The organism is Actinophytocola sp. (assembly GCF_036402745.1).
Taxonomy (GTDB): domain Bacteria; phylum Actinomycetota; class Actinomycetes; order Mycobacteriales; family Pseudonocardiaceae; genus Actinophytocola.
Genome location: NZ_DASWSJ010000360.1, coordinates 19,601 through 35,638, shown reverse-complemented (window position 1 = coordinate 35,638; position 16,038 = coordinate 19,601). Strand labels below are relative to the sequence as shown.

General features: G+C 71.4%; 16 protein-coding genes. 7 read left to right on the top strand and 9 right to left on the bottom strand.

Annotated elements, in window-relative coordinates; translation table 11 throughout:
- Positions 1 to 421 (top strand): MBL fold metallo-hydrolase (locus tag VGD70_RS32395; protein ID WP_331088145.1); only part of this gene is annotated, 421 nt, incomplete at its 5' end.
- 356 nt (positions 422 to 777) lie between these two features.
- On the opposite strand, the gene VGD70_RS32390 is transcribed toward VGD70_RS32395, so the two are convergent.
- From VGD70_RS32390 to VGD70_RS32370, 5 genes are all read right to left on the bottom strand, one after another.
- A complete protein-coding gene (locus VGD70_RS32390) occupies positions 778 to 1,398 on the bottom strand; it encodes a LutC/YkgG family protein (RefSeq protein WP_331088143.1) in 621 nt (206 codons plus the stop codon).
- Positions 1,391 to 2,830, bottom strand: coding sequence for a LutB/LldF family L-lactate oxidation iron-sulfur protein (locus VGD70_RS32385; protein WP_331088141.1), 1,440 nt, complete (start codon positions 2,828 to 2,830; stop codon positions 1,391 to 1,393). The genes VGD70_RS32390 and VGD70_RS32385 overlap by 8 nt, the downstream gene beginning before the upstream one ends.
- A complete protein-coding gene (locus VGD70_RS32380; RefSeq protein WP_331088139.1) occupies positions 2,812 to 3,522 on the bottom strand; it encodes a (Fe-S)-binding protein in 711 nt (236 codons plus the stop codon). Before VGD70_RS32380 ends, VGD70_RS32385 begins: the two co-directional genes overlap by 19 nt.
- 60 nt (positions 3,523 to 3,582) lie before the next feature.
- Entirely contained in the window at positions 3,583 to 4,452 is an 870-nt protein-coding gene (locus VGD70_RS32375; RefSeq protein WP_331088138.1) for a fumarylacetoacetate hydrolase family protein, read from the bottom strand.
- A gap of 121 nt (positions 4,453 to 4,573) precedes the next feature.
- On the bottom strand, positions 4,574 to 6,388 hold the full coding sequence (locus VGD70_RS32370) for an alpha-L-fucosidase (RefSeq protein ID WP_331088136.1): 1,815 nt from the start codon (positions 6,386 to 6,388) through the stop codon (positions 4,574 to 4,576).
- Between the two features lie 163 nt (positions 6,389 to 6,551).
- Here VGD70_RS32370 and VGD70_RS32365 point away from each other — a divergent pair, with 163 nt between their 5' ends.
- On the top strand, positions 6,552 to 7,334 hold the full coding sequence (locus tag VGD70_RS32365; protein WP_331088134.1) for a class I SAM-dependent methyltransferase: 783 nt from the start codon (positions 6,552 to 6,554) through the stop codon (positions 7,332 to 7,334).
- Positions 7,335 to 7,354: 20 nt separating this feature from the next.
- Here the strand turns inward: VGD70_RS32365 and VGD70_RS32360 are convergent, their stop codons facing one another.
- Positions 7,355 to 7,819, bottom strand: coding sequence for a hypothetical protein (locus VGD70_RS32360; protein WP_331088132.1), 465 nt, complete (start codon positions 7,817 to 7,819; stop codon positions 7,355 to 7,357).
- Positions 7,820 to 8,201: 382 nt separating this feature from the next.
- On the opposite strand from VGD70_RS32360, the gene VGD70_RS32355 reads away from it, so the two are divergent.
- Genes VGD70_RS32355 through VGD70_RS32335 form a run of 5 tightly spaced genes read left to right on the top strand, consistent with a single transcriptional unit; the run spans position 8,202 to position 13,711 of the window.
- Entirely contained in the window at positions 8,202 to 9,794 is a 1,593-nt protein-coding gene (locus VGD70_RS32355; RefSeq protein WP_331088130.1) for an AMP-binding protein, read from the top strand.
- Between the two features lie 7 nt (positions 9,795 to 9,801).
- Positions 9,802 to 11,028, top strand: a complete 1,227-nt coding sequence (locus VGD70_RS32350; protein WP_331088128.1) for an acyl-CoA dehydrogenase family protein — start codon at positions 9,802 to 9,804, stop codon at positions 11,026 to 11,028.
- A gap of 21 nt (positions 11,029 to 11,049) precedes the next feature.
- Positions 11,050 to 11,799: an enoyl-CoA hydratase/isomerase family protein gene (locus VGD70_RS32345; RefSeq protein ID WP_331088126.1), complete on the top strand. Its 750-nt coding sequence runs from the start codon at positions 11,050 to 11,052 to the stop codon at positions 11,797 to 11,799.
- Positions 11,800 to 11,813: 14 nt separating this feature from the next.
- A complete protein-coding gene (locus VGD70_RS32340; protein ID WP_331088124.1) occupies positions 11,814 to 12,752 on the top strand; it encodes a VOC family protein in 939 nt (312 codons plus the stop codon).
- The gene (locus tag VGD70_RS32335; RefSeq protein ID WP_331088122.1) at positions 12,713 to 13,711 is read left to right on the top strand and encodes an acyl-CoA dehydrogenase family protein; all 999 of its coding nucleotides are present in this window, start codon (positions 12,713 to 12,715) and stop codon (positions 13,709 to 13,711) included. The genes VGD70_RS32340 and VGD70_RS32335 overlap by 40 nt, the downstream gene beginning before the upstream one ends.
- Here the strand turns inward: VGD70_RS32335 and VGD70_RS32330 are convergent.
- The 3 genes from VGD70_RS32330 to VGD70_RS32320 are packed head-to-tail and all read right to left on the bottom strand — an operon-like array spanning position 13,708 to position 16,011.
- Positions 13,708 to 14,307, bottom strand: coding sequence for a GNAT family N-acetyltransferase (locus VGD70_RS32330; RefSeq protein ID WP_331088121.1), 600 nt, complete (start codon positions 14,305 to 14,307; stop codon positions 13,708 to 13,710). The genes VGD70_RS32335 and VGD70_RS32330 overlap by 4 nt on opposite strands.
- Positions 14,308 to 14,322: 15 nt before the next feature.
- Entirely contained in the window at positions 14,323 to 15,192 is an 870-nt protein-coding gene (locus tag VGD70_RS32325) for a hypothetical protein (protein ID WP_331088119.1), read from the bottom strand.
- 39 nt (positions 15,193 to 15,231) lie between these two features.
- Positions 15,232 to 16,011: an FHA domain-containing protein gene (locus VGD70_RS32320; RefSeq protein WP_331088118.1), complete on the bottom strand. Its 780-nt coding sequence runs from the start codon at positions 16,009 to 16,011 to the stop codon at positions 15,232 to 15,234.
- Between the last annotated feature and the right edge of the window lie 27 nt (positions 16,012 to 16,038).

Genomic DNA, 16,038 nt, shown 5'->3' with positions numbered 1-16,038 from the left:
CGCCTACCCGGAGTCTTGGCAAAAGGTCAGAGAGAACTCCCGGGTCAGGTTTCACGAGTGGCCGGACGTCGGCGGCAGCGTGACAGCAGGGCATTACTCGGTTCGAGCCGTCCAAGTCCAACACACCATCGCACCGGCTCTTGGCTATATTGTTGGCGACGGCACCGCCACGGCCGGATTCTCCGGCGACTCGGAACTATGCGCCGGGATCGACAACATCATGTTGGAATCCTCGGCCGCGGTGCTTGACGCCTCATTTATCGAGCAACGGTCCGGACATATGGGGGCGACGGATTTGATGAAGATCGCACACCGTTTTCCGCAGGTGCGCGTCATCGCAACCCACATGAGCGACGAAGTGCGAGAGCACACCTGGCCCGGCGTTGAACTGCCGAGCGACGGCGACTGCTATCACATCTAGATACCTGGTGTCGAGACGTGACCGATGCCCATCAGAGTGGGTTGAGGCGGGCCTTGAGCAGGCAGAACTCATTGCCTTCGTGTCGGCCAGGACATGCCACTGCTCCTGCCCGGTCTGGCCGATGTCCGAACCATTGCGCGCGGGGATCAATTTCCATACCGGCGCAGTCGACATTCGACCCGGCCAGGGACTCCCGAAGCTGTTGTGAGCCGGCCGCGCTTGGGAGTGACTGACCGCGAGCACGGCGCGGTCCCTGAGCCTGGGTGGGGTGGAGCTTCTGCGGGCGGATGTTGAGCGGTTCTGCCGGGAACTCCACAGTGGACACTCTCATCAGCGCGCGGCCCCGCCGGCCTGGGTCATTCCGCTATCAGGACTTCCAGGTTTCTCGGGCCGTGCACACCCTCGACCCTGTCCAGCTCGATGTCGCTCGTCGCGCTGGGGCCGCTGATGAAGGTCAGCGGGTGGGCCGGGTCCAGGCGGGACAGGGCCTCGGGGACCGTGCCGACTATTTGCGAGGCTCGGACCACGCACAGGTGGTAGTCCGGGAGCAGGGTGATGGCTCGCCGGCCCTGGGCTTCGCCGGCGTCCAACACGATGGTGCCTGTCTCGGCGATCGCCACCGCACACGCCGTGAGCACACCGTCCGAGTGGTCGAGAGTGGTGCGGGGCAACGGGTGGGCGGGGGCGTCCAGCGACCAGACCACCTCGCCGACCCGCCACCAGCCGGGAAGATCCACCGGGGCGACCATCTTGCGCGCACCCCGCGCCCGCAGCGACGACTCGATCGACGTCGGCAGGGTCGGCTCGGAGACCCGGCGGACCACCGCCCGGTAGTCGGCCACGCGAGAGGCGAACAGCGCCACCACGTCGCCGAGGTCGCGCGTGTGGAGGTAGTCGCGGCGGACCGGGGGCGGGGTGGGCCGGTCCCGCAGCGCCGCGCGAATGCGGCCGAGCACCACGTCGCGGGAGTCAGCCACGGGTCCTCCGCCACCACGCCGAGAACGACTCCGCCGGAGGGGCGGGCACATCGCGCGAGTCGGTCCACTTCGACGCCGGCCACGGCAGGCGCTTGATCCGGCCGCGGCGGGCGAGGAACCGGGCAGCGGAAGCCAGCCGCTGCGCCAGGCGGAACCGGACCGGCGACGCCATGACCCACGACGCGGCGGCCATCGCCACCGCCTCCGGGGTGTAGGGGCCCTTCGCCTCGACCGCCTTGCCGCGCAGGTGCACCAGCACCTCGGGAATGTCGATCCGCACCGGGCACACCTCGTAACACGCCCCGCACAGCGACGACGCGAACGGCAGCGAGCGCAGCAACGCGTCCGTCTCCGGGTCCCCCGAGCCGGCACCCAGCTGCGGCGTGAGGATGGCGCCGATCGGGCCCGGGTACACCGAGCCGTACGCCTGCCCGCCGGTGCGCTCGTAGACCGGGCACACGTTCAGGCACGCCGAGCACCGGATGCACCTGAGCGCCTGGCGGCCCACCCGGTCGGCGAGCGTCGCGGTGCGGCCGTTGTCCAGCAGCACCAGGTGAAACGCGCGGGGGCCGTCGCCGGGAGTGACGCCGGACCAGACGGACGTGTAGGGGTTCATCCGTTCCGCTGTCGACGAGCGGGGCAGCAGCTGGAGGAACACCTCGAGGTCCTGCCACGTGGGCACGAGCTTCTCGATGCCCATCACCGTGATCAGCGTTTCCGGCAGCGTCAGGCACATCCGCCCGTTGCCCTCGGACTCCACCACCACGACCGAGCCCGTGTCCGCGACCGCGAAGTTGGCGCCGGAGATCGCGACCTTGGCGGAGAGGAACTTGCGCCGCAGGTGCGTGCGCGCGGCCTCGGCCAGCTCGGCCGGGCGGTCGGAGACACCGGCGGCGTGCGGCATGGTCCGGCGGAAGATGTCGCGGATCTCCGAGCGGTTGCGGTGGATGGCCGGCACGAGGATGTGCGACGGGCGGTCGTCGCCGAGCTGGACGATCAGCTCCGCCAGGTCCGTCTCGATCGCGGTGACGCCGCCCGCCTCGAGCGCCTCGTTCAGGCCGATCTCCGCGGTGGCCATCGACTTGACCTTGACGACCTCGCGCGCGCCGGCGTCGCGGACGAGGCCGAGCACGATCTCGTTGGCCTCGTCGGCATCCCGGGCCCAGTGCACGACCCCGCCGCGCGCGGTGACCGACGCCTCCAACTGTTGCAAGTAGACGTCCAAACGCGACAGCACGTCGTCCTTGATGGCCTCGCCGGCCAGCCGCAGCCTCTCCCAGTCCGGTAGCTCGGCGACGGCCGCGGCGCGCTTGGTGCGGATGGTCGAGGTGGCGTGCGCGAGGTTGCCGCGCAGCTGCGTGTCGGCCAGCGCGATGCTGGCGGCGTGCGGGAACGTGGGGCTGCCCAGCCAGGTCACCGGGTTACGGCCCATGGCTCCTCCTCGGTGCTGGCCAGGATCTCCGCGAGGTGCAGCGCGCGCACCCCGGTGCTGAGCCGGGACAGCCCGCCGCCGATGTGCATGAGACACGAGTTGTCCCCGGCGGTGACCACCTGCGCGCGGGTGTCGAGGACGTTGCGCATCTTGTCGGCGAGCATCGCGGTGGACGTCTCCGCGTTCTTCAGCGCGAAGGTGCCGCCGAAGCCGCAGCAGGACCGCTCCTCCGGCAGCTCGACCAAGTCCAGCCCGCGGACCGCGCGCAGCAACGCGAGCGGCTTGTCCCCCACGCCGAGCATGCGCAGCGAGTGGCAGGTGGGGTGGTAGGTGACCCGGTGCGGGAAGTACGCGCCGACGTCGGTGACGCCGAGGACGTCGACGAGGAACTCGGACAGCTCGTAGGTCCGCGCGGCCACCGAGGCGGTCGAGCGGTGCAGCCCGGGGTAGAGGTCGCGGACCATGCCGACGCAGGAGCCGGACGGCGCGACCACCGCGTCGTAGCCGTCGAACGCCTTCGCGGTCCGCTTGGCGAGCGTGGTGGCCTCGCGCCGGTAGCCGGTGTTGTAGTGCATCTGGCCGCAGCAGGTCTGCGCCGCCGGGAACTCGACGACGCAGTCCAGCCGCTCCAGCAGCCGGACCACCGCGCGCGCGGTGTCCGGGAAGAACGTGTCGGTGAGACACGTGGCCATCAACGCGACCCTGTGTTGAATGGTTCGCTCCGCTCCTCCGCTACTCGCCGTCGCTCCCGCTCACGCTTTGGCGAGCACCTGCCGTTGCCGGCCGAGGCCGTCGATCTCGATCTCCATCACGTCGTCGACCGAAAGGTACGGGAACCGGCCGGACAGCGCGACGCCCTGCGGGGTGCCGGTGTTGAGCAGGTCGCCCGGCTCGAGCACCATGAACTGCGAAAGGTGGTGGACCAGCGCGGCCACGCCGAACAGCATGTCCGCGGTGGTGGAGTCCTGCCGGGCCGCGCCGTTGACGAACGAGCGCAGCCCGAGCGCCTGCGGGTCGGCCACCTCGTCGGCCGGCACCAGCCACGGGCCGAGCGGGTTGAACGTCTCGCAGCACTTGCCCTTCGACCACTGTCCACCGGAGACGGTCGGGTCGAGCTGGAAGTCGCGCTCGGAGACGTCGTTGGACAGCACGTAGCCGGCGACGTGGGAGAGCGCCTCGTCGGGCGACTCCAGGTAGCGGGCGCGCCGGCCGATGACGACGCCGAGCTCGACCTCCCAGTCGACCTTGACCGCGCCGCGCGGCACCAGCACGTCGTCGAACGGGCCGACGACGGTGTTGGGGTGCTTGAAGAACACCACCGGCTGCGCGGGCGGCGCGGCACCGGACTCGGCGGCGTGCGCGGCGTAGTTCATCCCGACGCAGACCACCGACGGCGGGCGGGCGATCGGCGCGCCGATCCGCTGCCCCTCGATGTTCTCCTCGGGCAGCGCGCCGCTGGTCAGCGCCTCGCGCACGCGCGCGATGCCGTCCTCGGCGAGGAACGCGCCGTCGATGTTCTGGGTGAGCCGGGTGAGGCCGAACGCCCGGTCCTCGCCGCCGTCGGTGCTGTCCAGGACCACCGGGCGCTCGGCGCCGGGGGCGCCCACTCGCATGAGCCGCAAGGCATTCGCTCCTGTCTTGGCGTGCGTTGGTCGAACGCACACACCCTAGTGTCTCGGCGGGGTCCGGGTCACGGGAGACCGGACTCGGAACGACGTTCCGAGTCCGGTCTCTCGCTCCTGGTCAGCTCGGGTACAGCCGGTTGGCCGGAACCACCTCCTGGGCGATGTCGGCGCTGGACCAGATGAGCTTCATCGACGCCTCACCGCCCTGCTCGGTCTGCTCGAGCCGAATGGCGTAGCGGCGGCCGGCCTGCAGGGTGACGGTGCCGCGGTCGACGGTCGGGCCGTGCGGGGTGGTGTTGTCGATGATCAGCCGGCCGTCGACCCACAGCCGCACGGTGTCGTCGGAGACCGTGGTGAACGTGTAGGTCTCGCTGAACGGCGCCTCGACCTGCCCGGTCCAGGCCGACGAGAACGGCTCCGCGGGGATCGCCGGGTCGGGTGAGCCGGTGTACTTCCAGTTGTAGTTGACGCCGCGGTCGGTCCTGGTCACCGTCGCGTCGCCGGCGAAGGTGGCGTTGGGCCAGAACTGGGCCTTCAGTCCAGTACCGCGGTTCTGCCCGGCCGGCCGGGCGGGCCGGACGGTCAGCTCGATCACGGTGGCGATGTCGCTCGTCGGGCCGCCGGCCGGGGTGATCGTCACGACGTCACCGGCGCGGCTGGCGCGGACCCGCTGGTCGCTCCCGAGCACGCGAGCGCCGGTGACCTGGAAGGGCGCCTTGGCGTCGAGGGTAAGCGAGCCGCTCGGCCAGTTGTAGACCGAGGCGTAGAGCTTGTCGCCGCGCCGGCTCACCGCGCCCCACGCGGGCTCGGCGACGATGCCCGGCTCCCGTGCCCCGTAGACCGCCGGGCCGTTGGTGCGCAGCCAGTCGCCCATCGTCTTGAGCCGGGACACGGACTCGGCCGGGATGCGGCCCTGCGCGTCGGGGCCGACGTTGAGCAGGTAGTTGCCGCCGCGCCCGGCGATGCCGGCGAGGTTGCGGGTGAGCTCGGCGGGCGACTTCCAGTTGGTGTCCCACCTGGCGAAGCCCCAGGAGCCGTTGAGCGTCATGCAGCTCTCCCACAGCTGACCGGCGACCGGCTCGGCGGGGATCTCCTGCTCGGGCGTGCCGGTGTCACCGTCGACGACGCGGCGCTTGCCGACCCGGTTGTTGATCACGATGTCGGGGCTCAGCGAGCGGACGTAGGCCTCCAGGCGCTCGCCGTCGCGGTCGGTCCACGGGTTGTTCGGGCGGTCGGTCGACCACTCGCCGTCGAACCAGAGGACGGCCGGGTCGTAGTTGTCGACGAGTTCCTTGAGCTGGGCGTACATGCGCTGCTCGTAGCGCGGGAAGGTGGCCGGGTCGGCGAAGTCGGGGTCGTGCCAGTCCCAGATGGAGTAGTAGAAGCCGAGCTTGATGCCGCGCTTCTCGGTGGCCTGTTTGAGCTCGCGCAGAATGTCGCGGTTCTTGTCGAAACTCGAGTGATCGCGGAGGTTCCAGTTGTTGACCTTGGTGGGCCACATGGCGTAGCCCTCGTGGTGCTTCGAGGTGATCACCACGTACTTCTGGCCGGCGTCCGCGGCGGCCTGCGCGATGGCGTCCGCGTTGAAGCCGGCGGGGTTGAAGGTGGCGGCTTGCCGCTCGTAGTCGGCCTTGGGGATCTGGCACTCGCGCTGGATCCACTCGGCGTTGCGGCACACCGAGCCGTCCGGGCGGGTGTACTCGCCCTCGAGGTTCGAGTAGGCGCCGAAGTGGATGAACATGCCGAAGCGGTCGTCGCGCCACCACTGGGTGCGGTTGGCGGTGAACGGGTCGTCGACGGCGTAGTTGGTGCCGGGGCCGGCGGCCGCGACGGGCTCGGCCGCCGCTGGTTCGGCGGCCGCGGCCTGGGTCGGGAGCAGGGTCGTGACGGTCAGCAGGGTCAGTGCCGTGGTGAGCCAGTGTCTGCGGGACATGGCGGTCCTCCTCGTTGAGGTCGGCAGGTCACGTCCACGGACTCTAGGCACCAAGACATCCGATGTAAACCGACGATCCGGTGATCTCCTCCCGCCAGCAATCAGTTTGTTGGCAGATACGTCGGATCACTATGAATCGTTAGTTTGACGTACGATCCCGCTCATGTCCGACACGCTCAACTGGACCTCGTACGTCGACACCAAGGCGCAGGCCGAGCACGACCGCCTGACGCTGCTGCAGGAGATCTTCGACCCGTTCAGCGCGCGACTGCTCGACCGCGTCGGCGTGCGGCCCGGCTCGCAGTGCCTCGAGGTGGGCGCGGGTGCCGGGTCGGTGGCGCGGATGCTGGCCGAGCGGGCCGGCGCGGCGAACGTGACGGCCACCGACATGAGCACCGACTTCCTGGCGCCGCTCGCGTCGTCGGGCATCCGGGTGCTGCACCACGACGTCGTCGTCGACGAGCAGCCGGGCGAGTTCGACGTGATCCACTCGCGGTTCGTCCTGGAGCACGTGACCCGGCGGGACGAGGCGCTGCGGCGGATGGCGTCGTGGCTCAAGCCGGGCGGGTGGCTGGTCGTCGAGTGCGCCACGCCGGTGCCGGAGCTGTCGAGCGACCCGGCGGTGCGGCGCGCGCTCGCCGCGATGGCGGCGCTGATGGCGCGGTCGATCGGCACGGACCCGGCGTGGGCGCGGACGCTGCCCGTGCCACTGGAGAACGCCGGGCTGGTGGACTGCACTGCCGACGGCCACACCATCCCGGTGCGCGGCGGCGGCGCCCTCGCCCGCTGGCTGACCGCGACCCACCGCCTGATCGAGGAACCGGCCCTGGCGAGCGGCGCGATAACCGCCGACGACCTGGCGGCCGCCTACGCCACGTACGCGACCCCGACCTACGTCGACTACACGTGGCTGACGATCGGCGCCATGGGCCGCCGCGCCGGCTGACCCCGCCGACCGACCGCCGCTCAGGGCGGTGACACGCCGCGCTGTTCGGCGTCCGGCGGGCCGCTTCCCCTGATGTCGCCGCTTTCCCTGATGTCACGGCGCAACCGGAGGTCGCCGGCCAGGACCAGGACGGACATGCCGAGGAAGAAGCCACCGAAGGCGAACAGGAACAGCCGGTCGGGCAACGGCTGGTCGGTGAGCGCGCCGAACAGGACGAGGCCCAGCCCGATGGCGACGATCGCGAACCGAAGCCCGAACGCGCCCAGCGCGGCACGCGCGACGACGGGCGGCGGCCCGAGCCGGCGGCCGGCCCGCAGCGCCAGCCACCCCACGCCGCCGACGACCACACCGGCACCGGCCAGGCTGGCGCCGGCCCACCATGGCGGATCGAACGCCAACAACGCGCCAACTACGACCCCGGCGGCGGCGAGCCACGTCAGCACGGTGCCGAGGCCGAGGAGGAGCAACCCCGCTACGCGCGCCATGGCCGGCCACCTCCCGCCTCGACAGGTGCTGCCCGGGGGCCGGTGCCGCACGGTCTCCGACTCGCCGGTGGCCTCCGGCCCCCGGAATCCAGCGTACTGACCGGCACCGACGGTTTCAGCCAAGCGGACCGGCGCCTGTGGACAACCATCGGGCTTGCGGAGATCCCGTTGGGCGACGGCCGGATTCCCTCGGTCGCCAGGTCCGTCCGAAGCGCGCTGACCTGCGATGACCACGCTCCGCTGACGAGGCGGAGATCACCCAAGGCTGGCGCCTCCCTCCGATTCGTGTTCGGATGGGGGCACGGTGCGAGCCTCGTGAACGCGAGGGCGGGCACACCCTGCCGTCCGCCTGGCGCGATTCCGGGGCGCCAGCGGAGGTGTGATGCGCAAGGAGACGTTGGAGAGCTTCGTTCTCGGCGACGTACTCCGGTCCAGGGCGGACAGCCACCGGACCGAGCCATTTCTGAAGTTCCGGGACGGCGAGCTGTCCTACGGCGACGTGCACGCGTCGGCGAACCGGCTCGCCCAGGGCCTGATCTCGCGAGGGATCGGCCGGGGCGACCACGTCGCGGTGATGCTGCCCAACTGCCCGGAGTTCGTGCCCGTCGTGTTCGCGCTCGCCCGGCTCGGGGCGGTCGCGGTGCCGGTGAACACGGCCCTGCGCGGCGAGCTGCTGCGGCACGTGCTGTACAGCTCCGACTCGACGACGCTCGTCATCGACGCGTCCTATGTGGACAGAATCCCGCCGATCGCCGAGCGGTTGCCGGGGCTCGGTGGGCTGATCGTGCGCGACGGCCAGGGCCTCGCGACGCTCGGCAAGCCGGCCGTCTCGCTGGCGAGCCTGGAGAACCACGGCGACGAGGAGCCGCGCGCGGGCGTGGTGTTCTCCGACCTGCAGGCGATCATGTACACGTCGGGCACCACCGGCCCGTCCAAGGGCGCGATGTGCTCCCACGCGCTGGCGCTGACCTGCGCGTACGACTCGCTGAACTTCCTCGACCGGTGGGGCAAGACGATCTACTGCCCCCTGCCGCTGTTCCACGCGGCCGGCCTGTGGGACGGGATGATGTCGGCCCTGCTCTCCGGTGGCGCGCTCGCGGTGGTCGAGAAGTTCAGCGCCTCGCGGTTCTGGGACGACGTCCGGCACTTCGACGCGCAGGTCGCGATGAGCGTGTTCTCGATGATCCCGATCCTGCTGGGCCGCGAGCCCACCCCGGACGACAAGAACCATCCGCTCGAGATGTTCTACATGGGCAAGTCCGTGCTCGACGCGCCGCTGCGGGAACGCTTCGGCGTCCGCTCGGTGGAGACCTACACCTCCACCGAGGCCGGCATCGCCACCGGCAGCCCGTACGGCGAGTGGCGGGTCGGCTCGTGCGGCACCGTCCACGACGAACGGTTCACGGCGGCCGTGGTCGACGAGCACGACCGCGAGGTCGGCCCGGGCGAGCCCGGTGAGCTGGTGCTGCGGCCCAAGCAGCCGTTCGTGATCACCAACGGCTACTACGGCACACCCGAGGCCACCGCCGAGGTGTTCCGCAACCTGTGGTTCCACACCGGCGACAAGGTGTGGCGCGACGAGGACGGCTACTTCTACTTCCTCGACCGGATGAAGGACTCGATCCGCCGGCGCGGCGAGAACATCTCCGCCTTCGACCTCGAGTGCGAGGTGAACCTGCACCCGTCGATCCTGGAGAGCGCGGCGATCGGGGTGCCCTCCGCGCTGGAGGACGAGGACGTGAAGCTCGCGGTGGTGCTGCGGCCCGGCGCGTCGCTGGACCCCGAGGAGCTGGTGGAGTTCTGCGTCGAGCGGCTGCCCAAGTTCATGGTGCCGCGCTACATCGAGTTCATCGACGCGCTGCCCCGCACACCCACCGACAAGGTCGCCAAGTACCGGCTGCGCGCCGAGGGCGACCACGGCATCACACCGTCCACATGGGACCGCGAGGCCGGGCCCGCGGCGGCGGCTGGATAGGAGGCCCATGAACTGGGAGGACACCCCGGAGGAGGCGGCGTTCCGCGAGGAGGTGCGCGCGTTCGTCGCCGAGCACTTCCCCGCCTCGTACCGGCCCGACCCGGCCGCCGAGCACAGCCTCGAGCCCGAGGACGTCTGGGGCTACAACTGGCCGGCCGACCGGCACGCCGAGGACCCCGCGCGCCGCGAGGGCGCCCGGCAGTGGGCCGCGGCGCTGGCCGAGCGCGGCTGGATCGTGCCGCACTGGCCCTACGAGTACGGCGGCGCGGGCCTGTCCGCCCTGCAGGAGTTCATCCTGCAGGAGGAGATGATGCGGGCCCAAGTGCCGACGGTGAACGGGATCGGCGCGTTCCTGCTCGGCCCGACGCTGCTGGAGTACGGCACCGACGCGCAGAAGGCCGAGCACCTGCCGCCGATCGCGCGTGGCGAGCGGACCTGGGCGCAGGGCTTCTCCGAGCCGGGGTCGGGCTCGGACCTGGCGTCGCTGCGCACCCGCGCGGTGCGCGACGGTGACGACTACGTGGTCGACGGGCAGAAGGTGTGGACCTCGCTCGGCCAGCACGCGGACTGGCTGTTCGTGCTGGTGCGCACGGACCCCGCGGCGCCCAAGCACAAGGGCATCACGTTCCTGCTGGTGGACACGAAGACGCCGGGCGTGACCGTCCGGCCCATCGTCGACATCCGCGGCGACGCGCCGTTCGCGGAGATCTTCTTCGAGGACGCGCGGGTGCCGGTGGCGAACCGGGTCGGCGAGGAGAACCGCGGCTGGTACGTCGCGATGACCGCGCTGAGCTTCGAGCGGGCCGGCATCGGCGGCACCGTCAAGTTCGAGCAGGCACTGTCCACTTTGGTCTCCTACGTGCAGGAGGGCGGCGAGCTGCTGCGGCCGGACCGGTCCCGGCTGCGGCACGAGATCGCGCGCCGGTACGCGGAGGTCCGGGTGCTGTACAACCTGGCCCGCTACACGGTGTCCAAGCAGGTCAGCGGCGAGGTGCCGGGCTACGAGGCATCGGTGAACCAGCTGTTCGGCGCGGAGCTCGCCGGCCGGCTGGCCCGCACCGGCGCGGAGGCGTTCGGGGCGCACGCCGAGCTGTGGGGCCGGGCCGGGGCCCCGCTCGGCGCGGCGTTCACCCACCTGCGGCTCGACGCGGTCGCGGCCACTTTCCTCGGCGGCACAACGGAGATCCAGCGCAACGTGATCGCCACCCGCGGGCTTGGCCTGCCGAAGAGTTGAACCTGTCGGAAGATGGAGAACATGGCATACGAAACCCTTGACGTGCAGATCGAGGACCGGGTCGCGTGGATCACGCTCAACCGCCCGGACAAGCTGAACGCGCTGACGCCGGCCTCGATGACGGAGCTCCGGACGGTCTTCACGGAGATCGACGACGACGAGGACGTGTGCGTCGCGGTGCTGCGGGGCGCCGGGGAGCGCGCGTTCTGCGCCGGCATGGACGTGAAGTGGTCCGAGGGCCTCACGCCGAAGGAGCGGATCGAGCAGGGCAGGCTCGGCGAGAAGACGTTCGCGTTGATCGAGCGGACGTCCGTCCCGGTCATCGCGGCCGTGCACGGCTACGCGGTCGGCGGCGGGCTGGAGCTGGCGCTGGCCGCGGACTTCATCGTGGCCGCCGACGACGCGAGGCTGGGGCTCGTCGAGATCACGCTGTCCGCGCGGCCGCCGTACCAGCCCAAGTTCATGAACGGCGGGCCCGACCCGGACCAGCCGGCGTTCGGCGGTTCGGCGCCGGGCTGGGGCGGGGTGAAGCGGCTGCCGAAGCGGGTCGGCAAGGCGCGCGCGAAGGAGATGCTGTTCACCGGGATCCGGCTGGACGCGGCCCGGGCGCTGGAGATCGGCCTGGTCAACCACGTGTTCCCGGCCGGGGAGTTCGACAAGCACGTCGGTGAGCTGGCCGAGCGGATCGCCGCGATGAACCGCTACAACCTGCGCCTGGTCAAGGAGCTCGTGGACAACGAGTACGACTGGATCGAGCCGCACCCCAGCTGACTTCGGAGGGTTTCATGCGTATCTACCGGATAGACCACGTGGCTCAGCTGGTGCCCGACCTCGACGCGCAGGTCTCGTTGCTGTCGACGGTGTTCGGGTTCCGGCCCGTCGAGCGCTGGGACAACCCGGTGGCCGGCACCCGGGGGGTCCGGCTCGACATCCCGGGCAGCTCGGGCCACACGTGGCTGGTGCTCTCCCCCACCGACGGTTCCTCGCCGCTGCGGACGTGGCTGGACGAGCACGGCGGGCGGCCCGGCCTGCACCATGTCGGCGTCGAGGTGCCGGACCTGGACGCGACGCTCTCGGAGCTGTCCTCCCTGGGCATCAAGCTGACCGACGGGATGCCGGGCAGGTGGGCGGAGGCGTCGCTGTCGCCGCCGGAGCACGGGCCGGGTGTGCTGTTCCGCATGCGTGGCCCGGGCACGCTGGCGATGTGCGGGGACGACCGGCCTACCCCGGTTTCTCCTGACACTGTGGACGGTCCGACGGTGGGGGTGGTGGCGCTGGACCACATCTGCCAGGCCTTCCTCGACCGCGACGAGCTGGCGCGCTGGTATGCCGACCTGGCCGGGTTCGTCCAGGTGTGGCGCACGGCCGAGGACGAGCATCCGGACATGGCCGACCTCGTGCTGAACGTGCCGGGGTCCTCGATCTGCTGGGAAGTGATCATGCCGCGCGGGAAGGACTCGTTCATCGAGAAGTTCTTCGCCCGCAACGGGGCCGCGGCGCACCACGTGACGTTCCAGGTGGCCGACTGGGATGCCGCGCTGGCCGCCCTCGCCTTCCACGACGTGCCGACGTTCGACGAGGAGTCGGGGGTGACGGACGGGGCGGCGTGGAAGCACACGTTCGTCCACCCGAAGCAGACCGGTGGCGTGCTGGTACAGCTGTTCTGGGAGGAGCGGCCGGGCGTGTGGGTGCGGTCGGACAAGATCCCGCCGGTGACGCGCTGATGGACCTGACGCTCACGCCGGACCAGGAGCTGGTGCAGCGGACGGGCCGGGAGTTCCTTGCCGCGCACGCCGTCGGCGCGTCGGCGCGGGCCGTGTCCGGGGAACCGGCCGGGTACTCGGCGGCGCTGTGGAAGGAGATCGTCGAGCTGGGCTGGACCGGGCTGGCGTTCGACGAGTCGCTCGGCGGCGGGTTCCTGGAGGCGTGCCTGCTGGCCGAGGAGTTCGGCCGGTTCGCGGTGCCGTCCCCGTTCGCGACGACCGTGACCTGCGGGATGGCGGTGCCGTCGCTGCGGGAGGAGATCGCGGGCGGGCTGGTGTACACGTTCGCGTCCGCCGTCGCCGGCGAGGCGTCGCTGGTGCCGTACGCGGCGTCGGCGGACGGGTTCGTGGTGTCCACTGAGGACTCGGTGGTGGTCGTGCCGGCCGCGGAGGTCGCCGACGTGTCGCGGCAGGACGTGGTCGGGCTCGACCCGAAGTACCGGGTGCGGTTCCCGTCGCTGTCCTCGGCGCGGCCCGTCGACGCGCCCTTGGTCACGGCGTTCGGCGCCGCGACCGTGTGCGCGGAGATGGTGGGCGGCGCCCAGGCGGTGCTGGACGCGACGGTGGCGTATGCGACCCAGCGCGAGCAGTTCGGCAAGCCGATCGGCGCGTTCCAGGCGGTGCAGCACCACTGCGCGAACATGGCGATCGACGTGCTGGGCTCGAGGTTCATCGCGTACGAGGCGATCTGGCGGCTGGGCCGCGGGTTGCCGGCCGCGGTCGAGGTGGCGGTCGCGAAGAGCTGGGTGAGCGAGGCGTACCAGCGGGTCTGCGCGCTGGGCCACCAGGTCCACGGCGCGATCGGCTTCACCGCCGAGCACGACCTGCACTACTACACCCGGCACGCCATCGCGTCGGCCCTGGCCTTCGGCGACGCGGACACCCACACGGAGGCGCTGGCCCAGCAGCTGGGTCTCTAGAGGGTGCGGGCCATCACCAGGGAGCCGGTGTGCCGGCGGACCACGGTGAAGCCCATGCGCTCGTAGAAGCCGATCGCGCGTAGGTTGGCCAGGCCCACGCCCAGGTGGACGCCTTTCCCACCGGCCGCTCGAAGCGCGTCGAACAGCGTCTCCAGCAGGCGGCGGCCGCAGCCGCGGCCCTGCAGGCGGGGCAGCAGGTCGATGTGCAGGTGCGCCGGGTAGCGCTCCACGACGTCGACGTCCGCGGCCGGCGGCTCGTGGATCATGCGGACGAGCTTGCCGTCCGGTGACTCGGGCGGGAACAGCGACCGCGGGTAGCTCGAGCGCAGCATCGGCCACCACTCGTGCTCGCAGGCCTTCTCGAACGGGCGGGTGTCGGCCGCGCCCAGCACGTAGCCGGCCACCCCCTCGTCGTCGACGCCGACGAAGGCCAGCGTCGGCGCGAGCCGCAGGTAGGGGCCGACGTAGATGGCGCCCAGCAGGTCCGGGTCGCGGTACATCCCGGTGGCGTCCTCGCCGCTCGCGCCGGTGCGCAGGCAGATGTCGTACAGCGTCCGCTCGTCGTCGGCGCGGAATGCCCGGATCTTTGCTTCCACGCCCCTGATTATCGATCACGGCTCGCCGCCGGGCTCCGGTCCCTGGTAACCGGGCAGCGACGAGTCGTCGATCCCGACCTCGTAGCCGATGCCGGGGTGCAGCGTGTTGCCGCTGACGTGCGCGCCGGTCGACCCGATCGCGAGGCCGATGGCGTGGTGGGTGGGCGCGGCGAACTCGTTGCCGGTGATCGTCGCGTTGCGGACGTCCTCGAACATCAGCGCCTGGGACGCCTCCCGGGTCTCGCAGAAGTTGCCGCGGATGGTGAAGTCCTCGGTGACGCCGTGGCCGTCGCCCTCGCCGTCGTTGGGGCCCTCGGCCATGAGGCACATGTTGTCCACCCGCTCGCACCGGTTGCCCTCGATGAGCACGTGCCGGCTGGGCGGCGTGTCGTCCGCGAAGGTCTGCATGCAGTCGGCGTGGCCGTTGGCGTTGTCGGTGTCGCGGACGACGTTGCCGAGGATCTTGAGGTCGTCGCCGAAGAACCGGATGCCGTCGCCGTCGCCGCCCACCGGCCGGGTGATGGTGGTCTCGCGGAGGGTGATGCCGGTGCCCTCCAGGTCGACGCCGGGCGCCTCGGGCCGGTCGGCGGTGAAGTGCTGGACGACCACGTGGTCGGCCTGGATCGTGATGCCGCCGACCGCCGTCCCGTCGCCGTCGTAGACCACGGGCTTGTCGGCGGTGCCGCCGTCGGTGATGACGAGCCGCTGCCGGGCGAGGTCCCCGGCGAAGCAGACGACGTCGCCCGGGCCGGCCTCGGGGGTCGCGTCGGTCGAGCGGACCGTGCAGCCGGGTGCGGCCCCGGCGCTCCCGGACACCTCGTACACCCCGACGGCCACGACGGCCGCGGCGACGAGGGCGCTGACGACGAGTGCTTTCTTGACCATGGCCGGGAAGCTAACGGGGATGGCGGGGAGGGGTCCCGGTCACTCCGCCGGGTGGAGCACCGTCAGGTCCGGTGGCACCAGCGTCGACGTCCGCACCAGCTCCCGGAGCAGGTTGTCGTTCAGCGCGTTGCCGATCGGCTCCGGGAGCTCGTCCTTGCGCAGGCCCGCCACGCCGTGCCGGGACAGCCGCAGGCGCAGGTCCTCGACCAGGTGCTTCAGTCTCCCCTCGCGCCAGCGGCCCGGCTCCAGCTCCGCCAGCTGGCTCGTCGCCTGTTGCCAGGTCAGGGGCAGCGGGTTCGCCTCGTGCAACAGGTACCGCTGGCCCAGCACGACCACCGCCAGGCGCTCGTCGGGGGTCAGGCGCCAGGTCGTCAGGCGTTCGGTGGCCGCGGTGGGGGCCGGGCGCGGAGGGTCGCCGTTCGGGCCGACCACGTACAGCTCCAGCAGGTGCTCGCGGGCGCCCGAACCCGGCACGAACAGCGGCGTGTACCCCGGCGCGAGCGGCACCTCCTCGCCGTCGCGGTGGAGCCAGCGGGTGTTGGGCAAGCGGATCGGGCGGTTGCCGGTGTTGCCCACCCACCACTGCCCGCCCCGGCAGGTGAGGGCGCCCTGGCGGCGGCTCACCCGGCGGTCGTCCACGCCGATGCCGACGTGGACCTCCTCGAAGTTGCGTCCGAAGTAGACGGACCGGCCCTCCGCCGGGCGCACCCGGATGCCCCCCGACATCGACAGCGCCAGCAGCCCACCCGGCACCGCGTCGGCACTGCCGAACGCCAGGCTGTGGTGCCCCCGCGCCAACGCGGTCACCCCATCGGTCACGTTTCCCCACCTTCGTCGCGGAAGCCC

Excerpts from the sequence above, each read along its gene's own strand:
- VGD70_RS32325 (WP_331088119.1), bottom strand. The coding sequence starts at position 15,192 with ATGGTCAAGAAAGCACTCGTCGTCAGCGCCCTCGTCGCCGCGGCCGTC.
- VGD70_RS32365 (WP_331088134.1), top strand. The coding sequence starts at position 6,552 with ATGTCCGACACGCTCAACTGGACCTCGTACGTCGACACCAAGGCGCAG.
- VGD70_RS32340 (WP_331088124.1), top strand. The coding sequence starts at position 11,814 with ATGCGTATCTACCGGATAGACCACGTGGCTCAGCTGGTGCCCGACCTC.
- VGD70_RS32385 (WP_331088141.1), bottom strand. The coding sequence starts at position 2,830 with ATGGGCCGTAACCCGGTGACCTGGCTGGGCAGCCCCACGTTCCCGCAC.
- VGD70_RS32355 (WP_331088130.1), top strand. The coding sequence starts at position 8,202 with ATGCGCAAGGAGACGTTGGAGAGCTTCGTTCTCGGCGACGTACTCCGG.
- VGD70_RS32345 (WP_331088126.1), top strand. The coding sequence starts at position 11,050 with ATGGCATACGAAACCCTTGACGTGCAGATCGAGGACCGGGTCGCGTGG.
- VGD70_RS32350 (WP_331088128.1), top strand. The coding sequence starts at position 9,802 with ATGAACTGGGAGGACACCCCGGAGGAGGCGGCGTTCCGCGAGGAGGTG.
- VGD70_RS32360 (WP_331088132.1), bottom strand. The coding sequence starts at position 7,819 with ATGGCGCGCGTAGCGGGGTTGCTCCTCCTCGGCCTCGGCACCGTGCTG.
- VGD70_RS32380 (WP_331088139.1), bottom strand. The coding sequence starts at position 3,522 with ATGGCCACGTGTCTCACCGACACGTTCTTCCCGGACACCGCGCGCGCG.
- VGD70_RS32370 (WP_331088136.1), bottom strand. The coding sequence starts at position 6,388 with ATGTCCCGCAGACACTGGCTCACCACGGCACTGACCCTGCTGACCGTC.